15 protein-coding genes and 1 pseudogene are annotated in these 16,354 nt (G+C 75.5%); 10 read left to right on the top strand and 6 right to left on the bottom strand.

All coding sequences use genetic code 11. The annotated features are described in order from the left end of the window. Nucleotides 1-74 precede the first annotated feature (74 nt). The 3 genes from SCK26_RS04980 (at nucleotide 75) to SCK26_RS04990 (ending at nucleotide 3,389) form a co-directional block, all read left to right on the top strand. Nucleotides 75-932, top strand: coding sequence for a MoxR family ATPase (locus tag SCK26_RS04980; RefSeq protein WP_318200026.1), 858 nt, complete (start codon nucleotides 75-77; stop codon nucleotides 930-932). Next, nucleotides 929-2,293 (top strand): VWA domain-containing protein, encoded by a 1,365-nt coding sequence (locus SCK26_RS04985; protein WP_318200027.1) that lies wholly within the window; start codon nucleotides 929-931, stop codon nucleotides 2,291-2,293. The genes SCK26_RS04980 and SCK26_RS04985 overlap by 4 nt, the downstream gene beginning before the upstream one ends. A 118-nt stretch (nucleotides 2,294-2,411) precedes the next feature. Beyond that, nucleotides 2,412-3,389, top strand: coding sequence for a D-cysteine desulfhydrase family protein (locus SCK26_RS04990; RefSeq protein WP_318200028.1), 978 nt, complete (start codon nucleotides 2,412-2,414; stop codon nucleotides 3,387-3,389). A gap of 343 nt (nucleotides 3,390-3,732) precedes the next feature. Here SCK26_RS04990 and SCK26_RS04995 read toward each other — a convergent pair whose 3' ends face one another. Then, nucleotides 3,733-4,164 (bottom strand): MarR family winged helix-turn-helix transcriptional regulator, encoded by a 432-nt coding sequence (locus SCK26_RS04995; RefSeq protein ID WP_318200029.1) that lies wholly within the window; start codon nucleotides 4,162-4,164, stop codon nucleotides 3,733-3,735. A 77-nt stretch (nucleotides 4,165-4,241) separates the two neighbouring features. On the opposite strand from SCK26_RS04995, the pseudogene SCK26_RS05000 reads away from it, so the two are divergent. From SCK26_RS05000 to SCK26_RS05010, 3 genes and pseudogenes are all read left to right on the top strand, one after another. Then, nucleotides 4,242-5,465: pseudogene (locus SCK26_RS05000) on the top strand (DHA2 family efflux MFS transporter permease subunit); the annotation flags it as partial. Nucleotides 5,466-6,059: 594 nt separating this feature from the next. Further along, complete coding sequence (locus SCK26_RS05005; RefSeq protein WP_318205922.1) at nucleotides 6,060-7,274, top strand: cytochrome P450; 1,215 nt, start codon at nucleotides 6,060-6,062, stop codon at nucleotides 7,272-7,274. A 113-nt stretch (nucleotides 7,275-7,387) separates the two neighbouring features. After that, complete coding sequence (locus SCK26_RS05010; protein ID WP_318200030.1) at nucleotides 7,388-8,323, top strand: RNA polymerase sigma-70 factor; 936 nt, start codon at nucleotides 7,388-7,390, stop codon at nucleotides 8,321-8,323. 117 nt (nucleotides 8,324-8,440) lie between these two features. Here the strand turns inward: SCK26_RS05010 and SCK26_RS05015 are convergent, their stop codons facing one another. After that, nucleotides 8,441-9,151, bottom strand: coding sequence for a chaplin family protein (locus SCK26_RS05015; RefSeq protein ID WP_318200031.1), 711 nt, complete (start codon nucleotides 9,149-9,151; stop codon nucleotides 8,441-8,443). 278 nt (nucleotides 9,152-9,429) lie between these two features. On the opposite strand from SCK26_RS05015, the gene SCK26_RS05020 reads away from it, so the two are divergent. Together SCK26_RS05020 and SCK26_RS05025 are read left to right on the top strand one after the other, a co-directional pair. Next, on the top strand, nucleotides 9,430-9,990 hold the full coding sequence (locus tag SCK26_RS05020; RefSeq protein WP_318200032.1) for a DUF2243 domain-containing protein: 561 nt from the start codon (nucleotides 9,430-9,432) through the stop codon (nucleotides 9,988-9,990). Next, complete coding sequence (locus SCK26_RS05025; RefSeq protein ID WP_318200033.1) at nucleotides 9,990-10,814, top strand: cytochrome c oxidase assembly protein; 825 nt, start codon at nucleotides 9,990-9,992, stop codon at nucleotides 10,812-10,814. Before SCK26_RS05020 ends, SCK26_RS05025 begins: the two co-directional genes overlap by 1 nt. Nucleotides 10,815-11,212: 398 nt before the next feature. Here the strand turns inward: SCK26_RS05025 and SCK26_RS05030 are convergent, their stop codons facing one another. Both SCK26_RS05030 and SCK26_RS05035 read right to left on the bottom strand, forming a co-directional pair. Continuing rightward, complete coding sequence (locus tag SCK26_RS05030; protein ID WP_318200034.1) at nucleotides 11,213-12,142, bottom strand: M56 family metallopeptidase; 930 nt, start codon at nucleotides 12,140-12,142, stop codon at nucleotides 11,213-11,215. Between the two features lie 5 nt (nucleotides 12,143-12,147). Continuing rightward, nucleotides 12,148-12,546, bottom strand: a complete 399-nt coding sequence (locus SCK26_RS05035) for a BlaI/MecI/CopY family transcriptional regulator (protein WP_318200035.1) — start codon at nucleotides 12,544-12,546, stop codon at nucleotides 12,148-12,150. A 148-nt stretch (nucleotides 12,547-12,694) separates the two neighbouring features. Here SCK26_RS05035 and SCK26_RS05040 point away from each other — a divergent pair, with 148 nt between their 5' ends. Then, complete coding sequence (locus tag SCK26_RS05040; RefSeq protein ID WP_318200036.1) at nucleotides 12,695-13,336, top strand: peptide deformylase; 642 nt, start codon at nucleotides 12,695-12,697, stop codon at nucleotides 13,334-13,336. Between the two features lie 8 nt (nucleotides 13,337-13,344). On the opposite strand, the gene SCK26_RS05045 is transcribed toward SCK26_RS05040, so the two are convergent. Then, nucleotides 13,345-14,775 (bottom strand): NAD(P)/FAD-dependent oxidoreductase, encoded by a 1,431-nt coding sequence (locus tag SCK26_RS05045; RefSeq protein ID WP_318200037.1) that lies wholly within the window; start codon nucleotides 14,773-14,775, stop codon nucleotides 13,345-13,347. A 140-nt stretch (nucleotides 14,776-14,915) separates the two neighbouring features. Here SCK26_RS05045 and trxA point away from each other — a divergent pair, with 140 nt between their 5' ends. Further along, nucleotides 14,916-15,293 (top strand): thioredoxin, encoded by a 378-nt coding sequence (trxA, locus tag SCK26_RS05050; RefSeq protein ID WP_318200038.1) that lies wholly within the window; start codon nucleotides 14,916-14,918, stop codon nucleotides 15,291-15,293. Between the two features lie 22 nt (nucleotides 15,294-15,315). Here the strand turns inward: trxA and SCK26_RS05055 are convergent, their stop codons facing one another. Continuing rightward, nucleotides 15,316-16,329 (bottom strand): LacI family DNA-binding transcriptional regulator, encoded by a 1,014-nt coding sequence (locus SCK26_RS05055; protein WP_412080710.1) that lies wholly within the window; start codon nucleotides 16,327-16,329, stop codon nucleotides 15,316-15,318. Nucleotides 16,330-16,354 lie beyond the last annotated feature (25 nt).

Consider the following 16,354-nt stretch of genomic DNA (forward strand, 5'->3'; position numbering starts at 1 on the left):
TTAGATAGGGCCGGAACGTTTCCCCGGGGGTCCGCTCCCGGGGCTGTGCTGCTCCCGACCCGCCGGAGGCCCCGTTGTTCACGTCCGTCGACGACGTCTCCGCCCGCCTGGCCGAGACCGGCTACCTCGCCTCGCCCGCCGTCGCCACGACCGTGTTCCTCGCCGCCCGGCTGGGCAAGCCACTGCTGGTGGAGGGGCCCGCCGGGGTCGGCAAGACCGAGCTGGCCAAGGCCGTCGCCGAGGCGGCCGGCGCCCGGCTGGTACGGCTCCAGTGCTACGAGGGCGTGGACGAGTCCCGGGCCCTGTACGAGTGGAACCACGCCAAGCAGCTGCTGCGCATCAGCGCGGGCCGCGGCGAGAGCTGGGACGAGGCCCGTACCGACATCTTCAGCGAGGAGTTCCTCCTCCCCCGGCCCCTGCTGACCGCCATCCGCGGTGACGAGCCGACGGTGCTGCTCATCGACGAGACCGACAAGGCCGACATCGAGATGGAGGGACTGCTGCTGGAGGTGCTGAGCGACTTCCAGATCACGGTCCCCGAGCTGGGCACGGTCAGCGCCGCCCGCCGCCCGTTCGTCGTCCTCACCTCCAACGCCGGCCGGGAGCTGTCGGAGGCGCTGCGCCGCCGCTGCCTGTTCCTGCACATCGGGTTCCCGGAGGAGGAACTGGAGCGGCGGATCGTACGGCTGAAGGTGCCGGAACTCGGCGACGCGCTGACCGGGTCGGTGGTGCGGGTGGCCGGGGCGCTGCGCGCGATGGACCTGCGCAAGGCGCCGTCCGTCGCCGAGACCGTCGACTGGGCGCGCACCCTGCTGGCCCTGGGCGCCGACACCCTGGACGAGAGCGTCGTCCGGGACACCCTCGGAGTGATCCTCAAGCACCAGGAGGACATCCGGAAGGCGGCGGCCAAGCTGGACCTGGACGCGCTGTGACCGCCGTCGCCGACCGGATCACGGGCCTGGTCGGGGCGCTGCGCGCGCACGGGGTGCGGATCGGCACCGGGGAGACGGTGGACGCGGCGCGCGCGGCGGCCGTGCTGGGCCTCGCGGACCGGGAGCTGCTGCGCGAGGGCCTGGCCGCGACCCTGCTGCACGGGACCGGCCAGCGGGCCGTGTTCGACTCGGTCTTCGACCTGTACTTCCCGCGCGGTGTGGGCGGCCCGGGGACTGCCTCCGGGGACCGGGACGGGCTGCGCGACCGGATCGCCGCGGCGCTGGCCGACGACGACCGGGCGCTGCTGGCCCGCCTGGCGGCGGAGGCGGTCGACGGGCTGGGCGGATACGGGAGTTCGCCGGACTCGGACGGCTGGTCGGCGTACCAGACCTTGGAACGGCTGCGCCCGCAGACCCTGTTGGCCCGAGTGCGGGCCGACATCCGGGGCCGGGGCGGCGGCGGGGCGGGCGGGGCGGCGGACTTCGCGGACCGGCTGCTGGACGACGAGATCCGGCGCCGCATCGAGGAGTTCCGGCGGCTGGTCGGGGCGGAGGCCCGGCGCCGGGTGGCGGAGCGGCGCGGGCGGGACGAGATCGCCCGGCGGGCCGTCAGGCCGACCGCCGACCGCGTCGACTTCCTGTCCGCCGGCCGGGACCAGCTCGCCGAACTGCGCCGGACCGTCCAGCCGTTGGCGCGCAAGCTGGCCACCCGGCTCGCCGCGCGCCGCCGCCGGGCCGCGCGCGGCACCATCGACCTGCGCCGCACCCTGCGCTCCTCGCTGTCCACGGGCGGGGTGCCGATGCGGCCGGTGCTGCGCCGGCGCCGGCCGGTCCGCCCCGAACTGGTGCTGCTGTGCGATGTGTCCGGCTCGGTGTCCGGGTTCTCGGATTTCACCATGCTCCTCGTCCAGGCGCTGCACGAGGAGTTCGCCAAGGTGCGCGTGTTCGCCTTCGTCAACCGGCTGGACGAGGTCACCGGCCTGCTCGGCCACGGCCGCGCCGACCCCGACGGCCTCGGCGCCCGCATCCGCGCGGAGGCCACGCTCACCGGGTGGCACGGCAGCAGCGACTACGGCATGGCGCTGGGCGAGTTCGCCGAGCGGTACGGCGCCGCGGTCGGCCCGCGCACCACGGTGTTCGTCCTCGGCGACGCGCGTACGAACATGAGCGACCCGAACCTGTCCGCCGTACGGGACATCGCCCGGCGGGCCCGGCGCGTCCACTGGCTGAACCCGGAGCCGCGCGACCGCTGGGGCACCGGCGACTCGGCCGCGCCCGCGTACGCGGACCTGGTCCAGATGCACGAGTGCCGTACGGCCCGGCAGCTCGGCGCGCTGATCGCCCGGTTGCTGCCGGTGTGACGCGGGCGCCCGGGGCCGCGTGCGCGGGTGACGGCGGGCGGCCGGCCGTGATCGACTGGCCACGGCGGCCGGCCGTCCCGGCGCCCGCGCCCGCCGATCACCGACCCGAGGACATGCGATGAGCCAGCACCCGCCCGTGCCGCTGGGCACCTTCCCGACCCCCGTCGAGCCGGCGCCCCGGCTGGCCGCCGCGCTGGGGCTCGGACCGGACGACCTTTGGGTGAAGCGGGACGACCTGACCGGCCTGGGCGGCGGCGGGAACAAGATCCGCAAACTCGAGTGGACGGTCGGCGCGGCGCTCGGCGAGGGCGCGGACACGCTGGTGACGACCGGTGCCGCGCAGAGCAACCACGCCCGGCTGACCGCCGCCGCGGGCGCCCGGCTGGGGCTGGACGTCGTCCTCGTCCTGCGCGGCTCCCCGGGCGGCTCGCGCTCCGGCAACCTCGCCCTGGACGGGCTGTTCGGGGCGCGGCTCGCCTGGGCCGGCGAGGTGGACCGGGCCGGGCTGGACGCGGCGGCCGACGACGTGTGCGCACGGCTCCGGGCCGCCGGTGCCCGTCCCGCGCTGATCCCCTTCGGCGGTTCCAGCACCCTGGCGGCCCAGGGCTACGCGGACTGCGGGGCGGAACTGCGCGAACAGGTGCCCCTGCTGCGTACGGCGGTGGTCGCGCTCGGCTCGGGCGGCACCATGGCCGGGCTGGTCGCGGCCCTGGGCAGCGGGTCGGTGCTCGGTGTCGACGTGGGCGCGCTGGAAGACCCGGCGGCGGCGGTGGCCGGGTTCGCCGCGCCGCTCACGGACGAGAAGGTCACAGCGGAGGGGCTGCGGGTGCGCCGGGACCAGGTGGGCGCCGGGTACGCGGCCCTGACCGGTCCGGTCACGGAGGCGCTGCGCCTCGCCGCCCGCACCGAGGGCCTGGTCCTGGACCCGACCTACACGGGCCGGGCCCTGGCCGGTCTCCGCGCGGCGGTCGAGGACGGCGACATCCGCCCGGGCGAGAAGACGGTCCTCCTCCACACCGGCGGCCTGCCCGGCCTCTTCGGCAACCCGCAGGCGGTGACCTTCGCGGAGGAGGGGGCCGGGGTCTTCGGGGGGTGACGGTGGGCGGATCGACGCGGTACGAGCCGCCGGCCTCCCGGGTTGCCGCTCCTCCGGTTCCCCACCGCTCCTCAGCCGCGCGGAGCGGGCGCGCCAGACGTACGTCTTCGGCCTCCCGCGAGCGCGGCGAGTGAGCCGTCACCTCTTCGGCGGAGGCCGGCGGGTCCGGTACGACGACCAACCCGGGCAGGTCGTGCGGAAGACGGACGCCATGCCCGGGTATCCGCGCGGCGGCGCGGCCGTCGGCCTCCGAGACCATCGGCACCGGATGGTGGTCCCCCGGTTCACCGAGCGCGTCCGGCCCGCGCACCCGTGCGGGCACGGCACCGCGGGCGGGCCGTCGTCAGCCCGTGTTGTCCCGGATGCGCGCCAGCAGGACCCGCAACTGCTCCCGCTCGTGCGCGTCCAGTGTCGCGGTGGCCTCGGCGAGGGCGAGGCGGTCGGTCTCCTCCGCCTCGCGGTGGCAGCGCAGCCCCTCCTCGGTCAGCCGCAGCAGGAACGCGCGCCGGTCCGTGGGATGGCGCACCCGCTCCACCAGGCCGTCGCGTTCCAGGCTGTCCACGATCGTGGTGGTGGTGCGGGCCGCGATGCCGGCCATCTCGCCGAGGTCCCGCATCCGCAGCGGCTCCCGCGCCCGGGCCAGCATGCGCAGGGCGCGCAGCCGGGCCACCGACGCGCCCTTCGCCCGCAGCCGGGTCTCCACGAACTGCCGTAGCCGGTTGGTCGTCTCGTACAGCTCGTCGATGAGGATGTCGCTGCTGCCGTGCACTGCCATGGTGTCCAGTCTCTCCTGTCCCGCACCGACACCGGAAGCCATATGCTGAGCAATGACATAGTGCGTATGCTCAGCATATGCGCCGTCGTCCCTCCGTGCCGTCTTTTCCGCCGTCCTTCCTGCCGTCCCGGCTCAGCCAGCGCCTGGTCGTCCCCGTCGTCTGCGTCAGCGTGACGTTCATCGCGATCGTCGACGGAGCGATCACCACCGTGGCCCTGCCCTCGATCGCCCGTCAGTTCCATCTGACGGCCGCCGCGCTGGACGGCGTGGTCATCGCCTACCCGGTCTGCCTGGCCATGGCCATCCCCGCCTCCGCCTGGCTGGTGGAGCGGTTCGGCGGCAAACGCGTCCTGCTGGCCGCCCTGGCCGGCTTCCTCGCCTCGTCCCTGCTGTGCGGGGCCGCGGCCGGGCTCGGTCAGCTCGTCGCCTACCGCGCGGTGCAGGGGCTGTCGGCCGGTGTCCTCTTCCCGGCCTCCACCGCGCTGCTGTTCGGCACCTTCACCTCCGCCGAACAGGTCCGTGTCTCCCGCTACATGATCATTCCGCAGCAGATAGCCCCGGCCGCCGCGCCCGTCCTGGGCGGGCTGCTGGTCGACCACCTTTCGTGGCGGTGGGTGTTCTACGTCAACCTGCCGGTGGGTCTGCCCGCCGTACTGTTCGGCGCGCTGTTCCTGGCCGGCGACCGCGGCGGCCGGCCCGGCCGTTTCGACCTGCCCGGACTGCTGCTGAGCGCGGGAGCCCTGGGCACCGTGATGTTCGGGGTCTGCGAGGGGCCCAACCGGGGCTGGTCCTCGCCCGCCGTCCTCACCTGCCTCGTACTCGGCGCGGTGCTGCTGGCCGCCGCCGTCGCCGTCGAACTGCGCACGGCCCACCCCCTGCTGCGGCTGCGCCTGTTCGCCGACCGGCTCTTCCGGGACACCAACCTCGCCAACCTGGTCGGCCTGATACCCATCATGGGCGCCCTGTACCTCGGGCCCCTCTTCCTCCAGCAGGCCCAGGGCCGTACGGCGCTGGAGTCGGGCCTGACCACCTTCCCCGAGGCGTTCGGCGTCCTGCTGACCGTGCAGCTCGCCGGCGCGCTGTACACCAGGGTCGGGCCGCGCCTGATCGTCGGCTGCGGACTGACCGGGGTCAGCGCGGTCCTGGTGCTGCTCGCCACCTGCGACGCGGACACCGGCCTGTGGACCTTCCGCGCCTACATGTTCCTGTTCGGCGCCGCGATCGGCTGCTTCTTCATGCCGACGACGGTCGCCTCGCTGGCCACCATCGACCGGACGGACCTGGCCCAGGCCACGATGCTGAACACCGTCGTGCGGCAGACCGGCGGCGCGCTCGCGCCCGCGGCGGTGACCACGGTCCTCGTCCTCGGCACCCCGGCGGGCGCCGCCGCGGCCCCGCCCGTCGCCGCCTACCAGCACGCGTTCCTCGCCCTCGCCGCGCTCGCGGCGGCCACGGCGGTCTTCGCCTTCACCCTGCCCGACGGCCCCGCCCGCGCCGCCGCCGCGCGGCGGCGCCGAAACGTCCGTCCGGTCCGTCCGGTCCGTCCTCGCCGGGCGCCGACGGGACCGGGTCGACGCCTGAACACCGCCGGGGCGGCGCCGCGCCCATCGTGCGAAGCCCGTCGGCCTCCCGCATATTGGGGAGGTGACTCTCTCAGGGGCGAGGCCGCACCGCGGATCACGCCCGGACGTCTTCGCGCGGCACCGCCCCGGGCACGGGAGAGCGGACGGCCGGCACCCGGCCGGCGGCACCGGCGGCGCGCCCCGGTGCGGTCGACGGCGCCGCGGACAACGTCGTCCCGCCGCGGCCGGCCCGGCAACGCCGGCGCCCCCGGAAGCGGACCTGCCCGGCCAGGCACACAGGAGCGCGCCCGGCGGCGCACAAAGGAGGCTGTGATGGCGTTCCAGGAACCGGCAGTGCTCGAATGCCCCTTCGACTTCGCCGAGGCGCTGGACTTCGACCCGGAGCTGGCCGAGCTGGCGGGCCGCGGCCCGGTCAGCCGGATCCGGCTGCCGTACGGCGAGGCCGAGGCGTGGCTCGTGACCAGCTTCGCCGGGGTGCGTCAGGTGACGTGCGATCCGCGGTTCAGCCGGGCGGCGATCGTCGGGCGCGACTATCCGAGGATGACGCCCGAACCCATCGTGTCACCGGAGTCGATCAACGTGACGGACCCGCCGCACGCCACCCGGCTGCGCCACGTGGCGGCCCAGGCGTTCACCCGCGACCGGGTCGCCGCGATGCGGCCGGCCGTGGACCGGGTGGTGGCCGGACTGCTCACGGCGATGGCCGAGGCGGGGCCGCCCGCCGACCTGGTGACCCATCTGTCGGTGCCGCTGCCCCATCTGACGATCTGCGAGCTGCTGGCCGTGCCCGAGGCCGACCGCGACGAGCTGCGGGACCGCACCATGCGACTGCTGGCCACCTCCGCCGACGCCCGGCAGACCGCGGCCGAGGCGAAGGCGTCGCTGCGGGCGTACTTCGCGGGACTGGTCCCGGAGCGGCGGCGGGCGCCGGGCGAGGACCTGCTGAGCACGCTGGCCACGGCCCCGGTGCCGGAGGGCGAGGAGCCCTTGAGCGACGACGAGCTGGCGGTGCTGGCCGTGACGCTCATCCTCAGCGGCAACGACACCGCGACCTGCCAGATCAGCGACATCGCCTATCTGCTGCTGACCCGGCCCGAGGAGCGGGCGGCGCTCGCCCGCGACCCCGGCCGGCTCCCCGGCGCGCTGGAGGAGCTGCTGCGGTTCATCCCCTTCCGCAAGGGCGTGGGCATTCCCCGGATCGCCCTGGAGGACGCGGAGGTCGAGGGCACCCTCATCAGCGCCGGCGACTACGTCCACGTGTCCTACCTGGCGGCCAACCGCGACCCGGCCGTCTTCCCCGACCCGCACCGGCTTGACCTCCGGCGGCCGGTGCGCCCGCACATGACGTTCGGCTGGGGCGGCCACCACTGCCTGGCCGCACCGCTCGCGCGGGCGGAGCTGGACAGCGCGGTCAGCGGCCTGCTGACCCGCTTCCCCTCGCTGCGGCTCGCCGTCTCCCCCGACGACATCCAGTGGGACACCGGCACCATCCGCCGCTTCCCGCTGCGGCTTCCGGTCACCTGGTGAGGCGGCCCGCACCCTTGTGACGTACGTCACCGGCCCCGCTTGTCACACCGTGCCGCCCGCCGGCATCTCGTGGGTGTGGCGACAGGGCCGAGGGCGAACAGGCGGGGGCGGGCATGAGCGAGCGCGACACGGGCACAGGCGCGGCCACGGGTGCGGCCGGACCTCCGGTGCGGCGCCCCGACCTCGCCACCGAGACGTTCGTCGCCCACCGCAGCCTGCTGTTCACCGTCGCCTACGAGATGCTCGGCTCGGCCGCCGACGCCGAGGACGTCCTTCAGGAGACCTGGCTGCGCTGGGCGGACGTCGATCCGGGGACCGTGCGCAATCCGCGGGCCTACCTGGTCCGCATCACCACCCGCCAGGCGCTGGCCCGGCTGCGGACACTGGCCCGGCGCAAGGAGTCCTACGTCGGCCCCTGGCTGCCGGAACCGCTGCTGACCTCTCCCGATGTCGCCGAGGACGCCGAACTGGCCGACAGCGTCTCGATGGCGATGCTGCTGGTGCTGGAGACGCTCACGCCGACCGAACGGGCGGTCTTCGTGCTCCGCGAGGTCTTCGGCGTGGAGTACGACGAGATAGCCGAGGCCGTCGGCAAGAACCTGGCCGCGGTCCGTCAGATCACCCACCGGGCCCGCGCCCGCGTCGCCGCCCGCCGGCCCCGCGCAACGGTCTCCGCCGCCGAGACCCATGCCGCGCTGGAGGCGTTCCGGCGGGCCGTGAACACGGGCGACCTGCAAGGACTGCTCGACATCCTGGCGCCGGACGTCGTCTTCCTGGGCGACGGCGGCGGGGTCGCGCAGGCCGCGCCGGAGCCGGTCGTCGGGGCCGGGCGAGTCGCCCGGCTGGCCGCGAGGCTGCGCCGGTTCGGCGCTGCGGCGCTGCGGCCGGCCCGGGTCAACGGCTGTCCGGCGCTGGTCCTCCGCCTCGACGGCAGGGTCGACACCGTCATCGCCCTGCACGTCGCCGACGGCCGCGTCGCCGGTCTCTACGCCGTCCGCAACCCCGAGAAGCTGTCCCGCATGGAGCACGAGACGGTTCTGCGCCGCTGAGCCGCCGGCGCGGTCCGGCCGGCGGCGCGGTCCGGCCGGCGGCGCGGTCCGGCCGGCGGCGCGGTCCGGCCGGCGGCGAAGCCGCCCCCTCCCGGCACCGGCAGGGGGCGGCCCGGTTCAGCTCTCGCTTCCGGTCGCCCCCGGCCGGAAGCGCCGGTACAGCACGGTTCCGCCCATCAGCGAGGCCAGGCCCGCGACGGCGGCCGTCCAGGTGCCGTCGGCTCCGGTGTGGGCGAGGGTACCGGGCGTGCGCTGCCGTACGACGCTGGACGACGGGTGCGGCGCCGGGCGGTGCGACGGCTCGTGCGGCTGATGGCGTACCGGCGGGGTGTGCCGCGCGGGCGGCCGCGGCGTGGACCGGCCGGGCGCCTCGGGACGGGGGCCGGAGGTGTTCACGGACTGGTTCCCGAAGACGGGGTTGCCGATCCCGACCACGTCCACGGTGTTGCCGCTGACGTTCACCGGCAGATCGACCGGGAGCTGGACGCCGTTGCCGGAGATCACCCCGGGCGAACCCTGCTCCTTGCCCACGGCCGTCGCCCCGCCCGAGGTCCTGGCCCCTTCCTTCGCCTTGCCCGTGGCGTGGTCACCCTGGTTGGCGCAGCGGTTGCCCATGGCCGGGTTGAGCAGCCCCACCACGTTCACGGTGTTCCCGCACGCGTTCACCGGGACGTCCACCGGCAACTGGATGCCGTTGCCGGAGACCAGCCCGGGCGAGCCGCCCGCGTAACCGCCCGCGGCGGAGTCGGCGTGCGCCGCCCCGGCCATGGCCATCGCGCCCGAAGCGGCGGCGAAGGCGATGACACTGTTTCGGGTAACCCTTTTCATCGGTTCCCTGTCCTTCCAGATACGGTCGCGGGCAGTTGCCCGCACCCGGTGAAACGCAGGTGAAAGCACGCAAGTTATGGCTTATCAATCTTTCGCCGGGTACCAGAGACGGATGCGCGCGCCCGGCGGGCGTCCCCGACCCGTCGGAAGTCGGCCGCCGCGCGGGGCCGCGCAGATGGCCGAGCCCGCGGCAGCGGTGGCGCCCGGGAACTGATAGCTGTCGTGGGGGCACCTCAGCCGGAGCCGGTCCACCCGGCAGTCGACGGAGACGAGGAGCGATGGCAACGACCGTACGCGACACCAGGAGCGACACCGCGCCCGCCAGTCTGCGCCTGCCCGGCATCCTGCTGGGTGTGGGGCTCGGCGGATTCGTCGACGGGATCCTGCTGCACCAACTCCTCCAGTGGCACCACATGCTGAGCAGCACCGACGACGATCGCATCGGCGTGAAGTACTACGACCCGAAGAGCGTTTCGGGGCTGGAGATGAACACCGTGTGGGACGGCGTCTTCCACACCGTCTGCTGGCTCGCCGTCCTGTCCGGGCTCGCCGTGCTGTACGCCCGGGTGACCACCGGCCGGCGGCGGGTGTGGGGCTCACGGGTGCTGTGGGGCTGGGTGCTGGTCGGCTGGGGTCTGTTCAACCTGGTGGAGGGCCTGCTGGACCATCAGGTCCTGGGCATCCACCATGTGCGCGGCGGGTCGTACCAGGCGTGGTGGGACGCGGCCTTCCTCGTCTTCGGGGCGCTGCTGGTGGCCGGCGGTCTGCTGCTCGGGCGGAGCGGCCGGCCGGGCGGCCCGGGGACTCCCGGCGCCGTGGACGAGGGACGCCGCGCCTGATGGACCACCACCACACCTCCCACCCGGCGAGCGGTGGCACGCTGGACGTCGTCCTGCCGGTCCTGGCCCTGCTGGTGTGCGCGGGCGGCTATCTGCTGCTGGCGTCCCGGGCGCGGCGGCGTCATCCGGTGCGGGCCTGGAGTGCCTGGCGGACCACCGCGTTCTGCGCCGGCGTGCTGCTGCTGGCCGTGGCACTGCTGCCGCCGGTCGCGCCCTTCGCGCACCGGGACTTCCGCGGTCACATGGTGCAGCACCTGCTCATCGGGATGTACGCCCCGCTCGCCCTGGTACTGGGCGCCCCGGTCACGCTGGTCCTGCGCGCCGTGTCCGCGCCCCGCGCACGCCGGCTCGCCGCCGTGCTGCACAGCGGCCCGGCGCGCCTGGTGAGCCGTCCGGCGGTGGCTCTGGCGCTGTCCGCCGGCAGCCTGCCGGTGCTGTACTTCACCCCGCTGTACGACACCGCCATGGCGCATCCGGCCGGGCACTGGCTGGTGCACGCGCACTTCCTGCTGTCGGGGTGCCTGTTCGCGCACGCCGTCGCCGGTCCCGACCCCGCCCCGGCGCGGCCCGGCGTGCCGGCCCGGCTGGCCTGGCTGGGCTGCGCGATCGCCGTGCACGCGGTCGCCGCGCAGCTGATGTACGGCGGCTTCTGGGTGGATGTCCACGCTCCCGCGTCGGAGGTCCGGGGCGGCGCGGAGATCATGTACTACGGCGGTGACATCGCGGAACTGCTGCTGGCGGCGGCACTGGTCGCCACCTGGCGCCCCGGCCGCCGCCCGTTCACCCGGCCGGCGCCCCTGCGGCCGGCACGCCCGTCCGGGTGACCCCCTGAGCAGAGCCGCTCCGTGCCGCCGCGCAGGAAGAACCAGGTGATCCGCCGGTCCGGCGGGGTGGGGCGGCGGCCGCTCAGGCGCGGCGGTGTGTGGCCCGGGACGGTCGGCGGCGGTGCGGACCGGCACCGGCCGGCGCGGTCCGCACCGGCGTACTCCGGCGCCGCGCACGCCCTGTCCTCACGCCTCCCGGCGGGCGCACGCCCTGCCCCTCGCGCCCCGGCGCTCCTTCGCCGCCCGGTCCGGCTCCCAGGGTCTTCGTCCCGCCGACGCCTTCCTCGGAGAGGGCCGTGCGACGGCAGGCGCGGCGCACTCCGCCGCCGGACCGGGCGGAGTGGCCCACGTCTGCCGGGTCCGGCGCCGGTGCCGTGAGCGGCATGGGCGCCGGCCGGTCACAGGGGGGTGGCCGCGCGCAGGATGAGGACCAGGGTGACGGCCGAGTTCGCCGACGACATCGCCGAGGCCAGCGCCCCGGCGGCGGCACCCCAGACGGCCAGCCCGACCGCCGTGAACGCCGACGGCCAGGTGCGGGCCACCGGGGCGGGTGCCAGCAGCGCGGCCACCCGGCGCGGCACGGGCCCGGTCGCGGCGAGCGCCGCCAGCGTGGGCGCCGGGGTGCGCGGCGACAGCAGGGCCGCCTTGCCGATGGCGCGGGCGACCGTGCGCCGGTCGCCCACCGCGCGGGCCGCCTCCTCGTCCGCCCACCGCTCGGCCGTGTACACGACGGCGGTGCGCAGCGGGCGCAGGAACGGGTTGGCGCGGGCGGCCAGGTGTGCGGCGAGCAGATGACGGTGGTGGCGGGCGGTCAGGTGGGCGCGTTCGTGCGCGAACAGGGCGCGCCGCTCGGCCGGGGTGAGTCCGGCGAGCAGGGCCGTGCTGACGACGATCCGGCCCCGGCCGCCGGGCAGCGCGTACGCGTACGGCGTGCCGTCGGGCAGGACGGCCACCGTGGAGCCCGGCACCCCGGCCAGAACCCGGCGGGCGCGGCGGGTGACCCGGCGGTGCCGCCACAGGGTGCGGGCGCAGGCGACGGCGACCACGGCGAGCGCCGGTATCGCGGCCCGGCCGGCCACCTCGTCGTGCGGGACGGCGGCCCGCACCTCGGGATCGGACCAGCCGTCGGGCAGCGGGTTGCCGGGCAGTTGCGCCGTGCCGACCACCATGAGCAGGGCCAGGCACAGGGTGCTGCACACGGCCATGACGACGGCGACCGCGGTCAGCAGCCGGGTGGCGGTGCGCGGGTGCAGCCGGGTCTCGGCGAGCCGGGCGACCGGCCAGGCGGACAGCGGCAGCACCAGCGGCAGGAAGACGAAGACCCCCATCGCGCTCAGTCCTCCGGGCCGCCGGCGTCCGGGGCCGGGATGTCGAGCAGGGCCCGCAGCACCTGTTCGTCGCCGGGCGGCAGGGCGGTGACGAAGCTGGCCAGGACCGCCTCGCGGTCCCGTTCGCCGTCCAGCAGGCGGCGCATGCGCAGGGCGGCCAGCCGGGCGACGTCGGCCGTCGGCGTCCACAGGAAGGACCGGCCGTGCCGTTCGCGGGAGACGACGTCCTTGGCGAGCAGCCGGGTCAGGATGGTGACGACGGTGGTGTAGGCGAGGTCGCCGCCGAGGCGCTGCTGCACCCAGGCGGCGCTGACCGGCCCGTCCGCCTCGCGCAGCGCGCCGAGCACCTGCCCTTCCAGTTCGCCCTGACCGCGCCGCCGGGCCCGGCCGTCCTGCCCTGTCATCTCCGGTTCCCTCCCCCGTCTCCCGCTGCTCGCTCACCGACCCGTCCCACGCTACTTCACGCCTCTGACAGTGCCGTGGCCGCACGGTGCGCGCGCCGACGCCCCGGGGTGCCGCCGGGGGCGGGGGCGGGCGTGGCATGCTGACGCGATGGCACCCCGTGATGACACACCGCTCGCCGAGCGGGTCGAGGAACTCCTCGCCGCCGGCGGCCCCTTGCCCATCGTCGCGGCCGGCCGGCCGGTGCTGCGGCGCGGCACCGAGCCGTACGACGGTCAGCTGGGCCCCGCGCTGCTGGCCCGGTTCGTCGAGGCCCTGCGCGCCACCATGCGCGCGGCCCCCGGAGTGGGCCTGGCCGCCCCGCAGGTCGGCATCCCGCTCCGGATCGCGGTCATCGAGGACCCGGCGCCGGTGCCGCCGGAGGTGGCGGCGGCCCGGGGTCGGGTCCCGCAGCCGTTCCGGGTGCTGGTCAACCCGGTGTACGAGCCGGTCGGCACCGCCCGGGCCGCCTTCTTCGAGGGCTGCCTCAGCGTGCCGGGCTGGCAGGCGGTGGTGGCCCGGCACGCCGAGGTGCGGCTGCGCGGCGAGGACGAGCACGGCCGCCCGCTGGACGAGGTGTTCACCGGCTGGCCGGCCCGGATCGTCCAGCACGAGACGGACCACCTGGACGGCACCCTGTACCTGGACCGCGCGGAGCCCCGCTCCCTGTCGACCAACGAGGCGGTGGCGTCCCTGTGGCCGCACCCGGCCCCGCACCCGGCGGCCGAGGCCCTGGGCTTCGAACTGCCGTAGCGCGGCGCTCAGTTGTCCCGGTACGCCTCCAGCAGGCGCAGCCATACCTCGCTCAGCGTGGGGTAGGACGGGACGGCGTGCCACAGGCGGCCGACCGGGACGCGGCCGGTGACCGCGACGGTGGCCGAGTGGATCAGTTCGCCGACGCCGGGGCCGACGAAGGTGACTCCGCGCAGGATCTCGTCCTCCAGGTCGACGACCATGCGGGCGCGGCCCTTGTAGCCCTCGCCGTAGAGGCCGGCGCCCGCCACGGAGGAGAACTCGACGTCCACGGCGCGCACCCGGTGGCCGGCCTGTTCGGCCTCGGCGAGGGAGAGTCCGACGGCGGCGGCCTCGGGGTCGGTGAAGACGACCTGGGGTACGGCGTGGTGGTCGGCCGTGGCGGCGTGGGCGCCCCAGGGCTCCTCCAGGAGGGGGTCGCCGGCCGCCCGGGCGGCGATCGCGGCGCCGGCGATGCGGGCCTGGTACTTGCCCTGGTGGGTGAGGAGGGCGCGGTGGTTGACGTCGCCGACCGCGTACAGCCAGTCGGTGCCGGTGACGCGGAGGCTGTCGTCGGTGTCCAGCCAGGAGCCGGGTTCCAGGCCCACGGTCTCCAGGCCGAGGTCGTCGGTGCGCGGGGCGCGTCCGGTGGCGAAGAGGATCTCGTCGGCCTCGATCCGGTCGCCGGCGGAGGTGACCGCCACGACGGTGCCGTTCTCGCGGCGGACGGACTCCACGGAGGTGCCGGTGCGGATGTCGGCGCCCGCCTCGGTGAGGGCCTCGGCGACCAGTTCCCCGGCGAACGGCTCCATCCGGTTCAGCAGGCCCTTGCCGCGGACCAGCACCGTGACCCGGGAGCCGAGGGCCTGCCAGGCGGTGGCCATCTCGGCGGCGACGACCCCGCCGCCGACCACGATGAGCCGCCCGGGCGCCGCCTTGGCGCTGGTGGCCTCGCGGCTGGTCCAGGGCCCGGCCTCGGCAAGGCCGGGCAGGTCGGGCAGCTGGGCGCGGGTCCCGGTGGCGACGGCTACGGCGTGCCGGGCGGTGAGCGTGGTCCGGGTGCCGTCGGGGCCGGTGACGGTGACCGTGCGCGGACCGGCGAGCCGGCCGTGGCCGCGGTACAGGTCGGCGCCGGTGCCCGCCAGCCAGGACACCTGGCCGTCGTCCTGCCAGTGGGAGGTGTACTCGTCCCGGCGGGCGAGCACGGCCGGGGCGTCGAGGGGGCCGCGCACGGCCTGGGCGAGGCCGGGCAGGCGGCGCGCGTCGGCCTGGGCGATGACCGGCCTCAGCAGGGCCTTGCTGGGCATGCAGGCCCAGTACGAGCACTCGCCGCCGAGCAGTTCGCTCTCCACGACGGCGGTGGTCAGGCCGGCCGCCCGGGTCCGGTCGGCGATGTTCTCCCCCACCGGGCCGGCACCGATCACCACGACGTCGTACGCGTTGGATTCCGTTTCCGTCATGGGGTCAGTCTGGTGGGTGGTGTGCGCCCCGGCCACATGGGTACGCGCGGGGAACACCGGCGTGCGCGGGTGGAATAGGCGGCACGGCGGCCGTGTTTGCGCCGTCGGCACACCCCACACCAGGAAGAGGGAATCACGCCATGACCAGCACCGTGGAACTGACCAAGGAGAACTTCGACGAGACGGTCTCCGGGAACGAGTTCGTTCTGATCGACTTCTGGGCGTCCTGGTGCGGGCCTTGCCGGCAGTTCGCGCCCGTGTACGAGAAGGCGGCCGAGGAGAACCCGGACCTGGTGTTCGGCAAGGTGGACACCGAGGCGCAGCCGGAGCTGGCCGCGGCCTTCGGCATCTCGTCGATCCCGACGCTGATGATCGTCCGAGACCAGGTCGCGGTCTACGCCGAGCCGGGCGCGCTGCCCGCGCCGGCCCTCGACGGCCTCATCGGGCAGGCCCGCGCGCTGGACATGGACGAGGTCCGCAAGAGCATCGCCGCCCAGCAGGGCCAGGCCCAGCAGTAGGGCGTCCCGGTGCGGGCGCGGGTCAGCTGGATTCGCGCCGCACCACCGAGGCCCCGAGCACGGTGTGCGTCTCGGGTTCACCGCCGGGGTCGCGCACGGCGCGGTCGACCAGCGCGGCGAGGGTGCGCCCGGAGGGCAGTTCGATGTGCACGGTGCTGAGCCGGGGCCGCAGCAGCCGGCCGAGCATCAGGTCGTCGGCGCCGATCACGGCTACGTCCTCGGGGATGCGTACGCCGTCGTCCTGGAGGGCGCGCATCAGCAGCATGGCGTACTCGTCGTTGTAGGCGAAGACCGCGTCCAGGCCCGACTCCGGCCAGCGGGCGGCGAGTTCGGCCGCGGCCTCCTCGGTGTAGGCGAGCGGCAGCTCGGTGACGGTGGCGTCGGTGCCACGCAGCGCCTGGCGCACGCCGGCCAGCCGGGGCCGGGCGTAGGTGCCGAGTCCGGGCTCCTCGGGCATGACGACGCCGATCCGGCGCCGGCCCCGGGCGTACAGGTGGGCGCCGGCGCAGTGGCCGATGGCGTCGTGGTCCATGAGGATGGCGTGCGCTCCCTCGACGCGGCCGGGGCCGAGCGTGACCACGGCCCGGGCACCGGCCCGTCTGAGGACGGCGACGCCCCGCGGGCCGATCCCGACTCCGGGCACGAGGACGGCGACGGGACGTAACTCGGCCCAGGCGAGGGCGGCTTCGTCGCCTTCGAGGCCGACGCTGCCGTACTGGACGACGGTGTAGTCGAGCCGGCCCAGCGCCCGCTGGAGTTCGTCGAGGAACCTGCTGTAGAGGGGGCCCACCGGGATCACCGGGGCGGGCATCAGGACCGTACGGCTGTGTCCGGCGCGCAGGCTGCGGGCGGCGGCGTGCGGCACGTAGCCCAGCTCGCGGGCGGCCTCGCGCACGCGACGCCGGGTCTCCTCGCTGATGCGCACGGCGCCGGCGTTGTTGAGGACGTAGGAGACCGTCGCGCGGGAGACCCCGGCCAGGCGGGCGACATCGGCACTCGTGGGCGTGTTCGGTATCTGCACCATGACAGACCGCATCTTGGCAGAGGGGCGGGGGCCGGGA

Origin of the sequence: Streptomyces sp. SCL15-4 (genome assembly GCF_033366695.1) — a bacterium.
GTDB lineage: Bacteria > Actinomycetota > Actinomycetes > Streptomycetales > Streptomycetaceae > Streptomyces.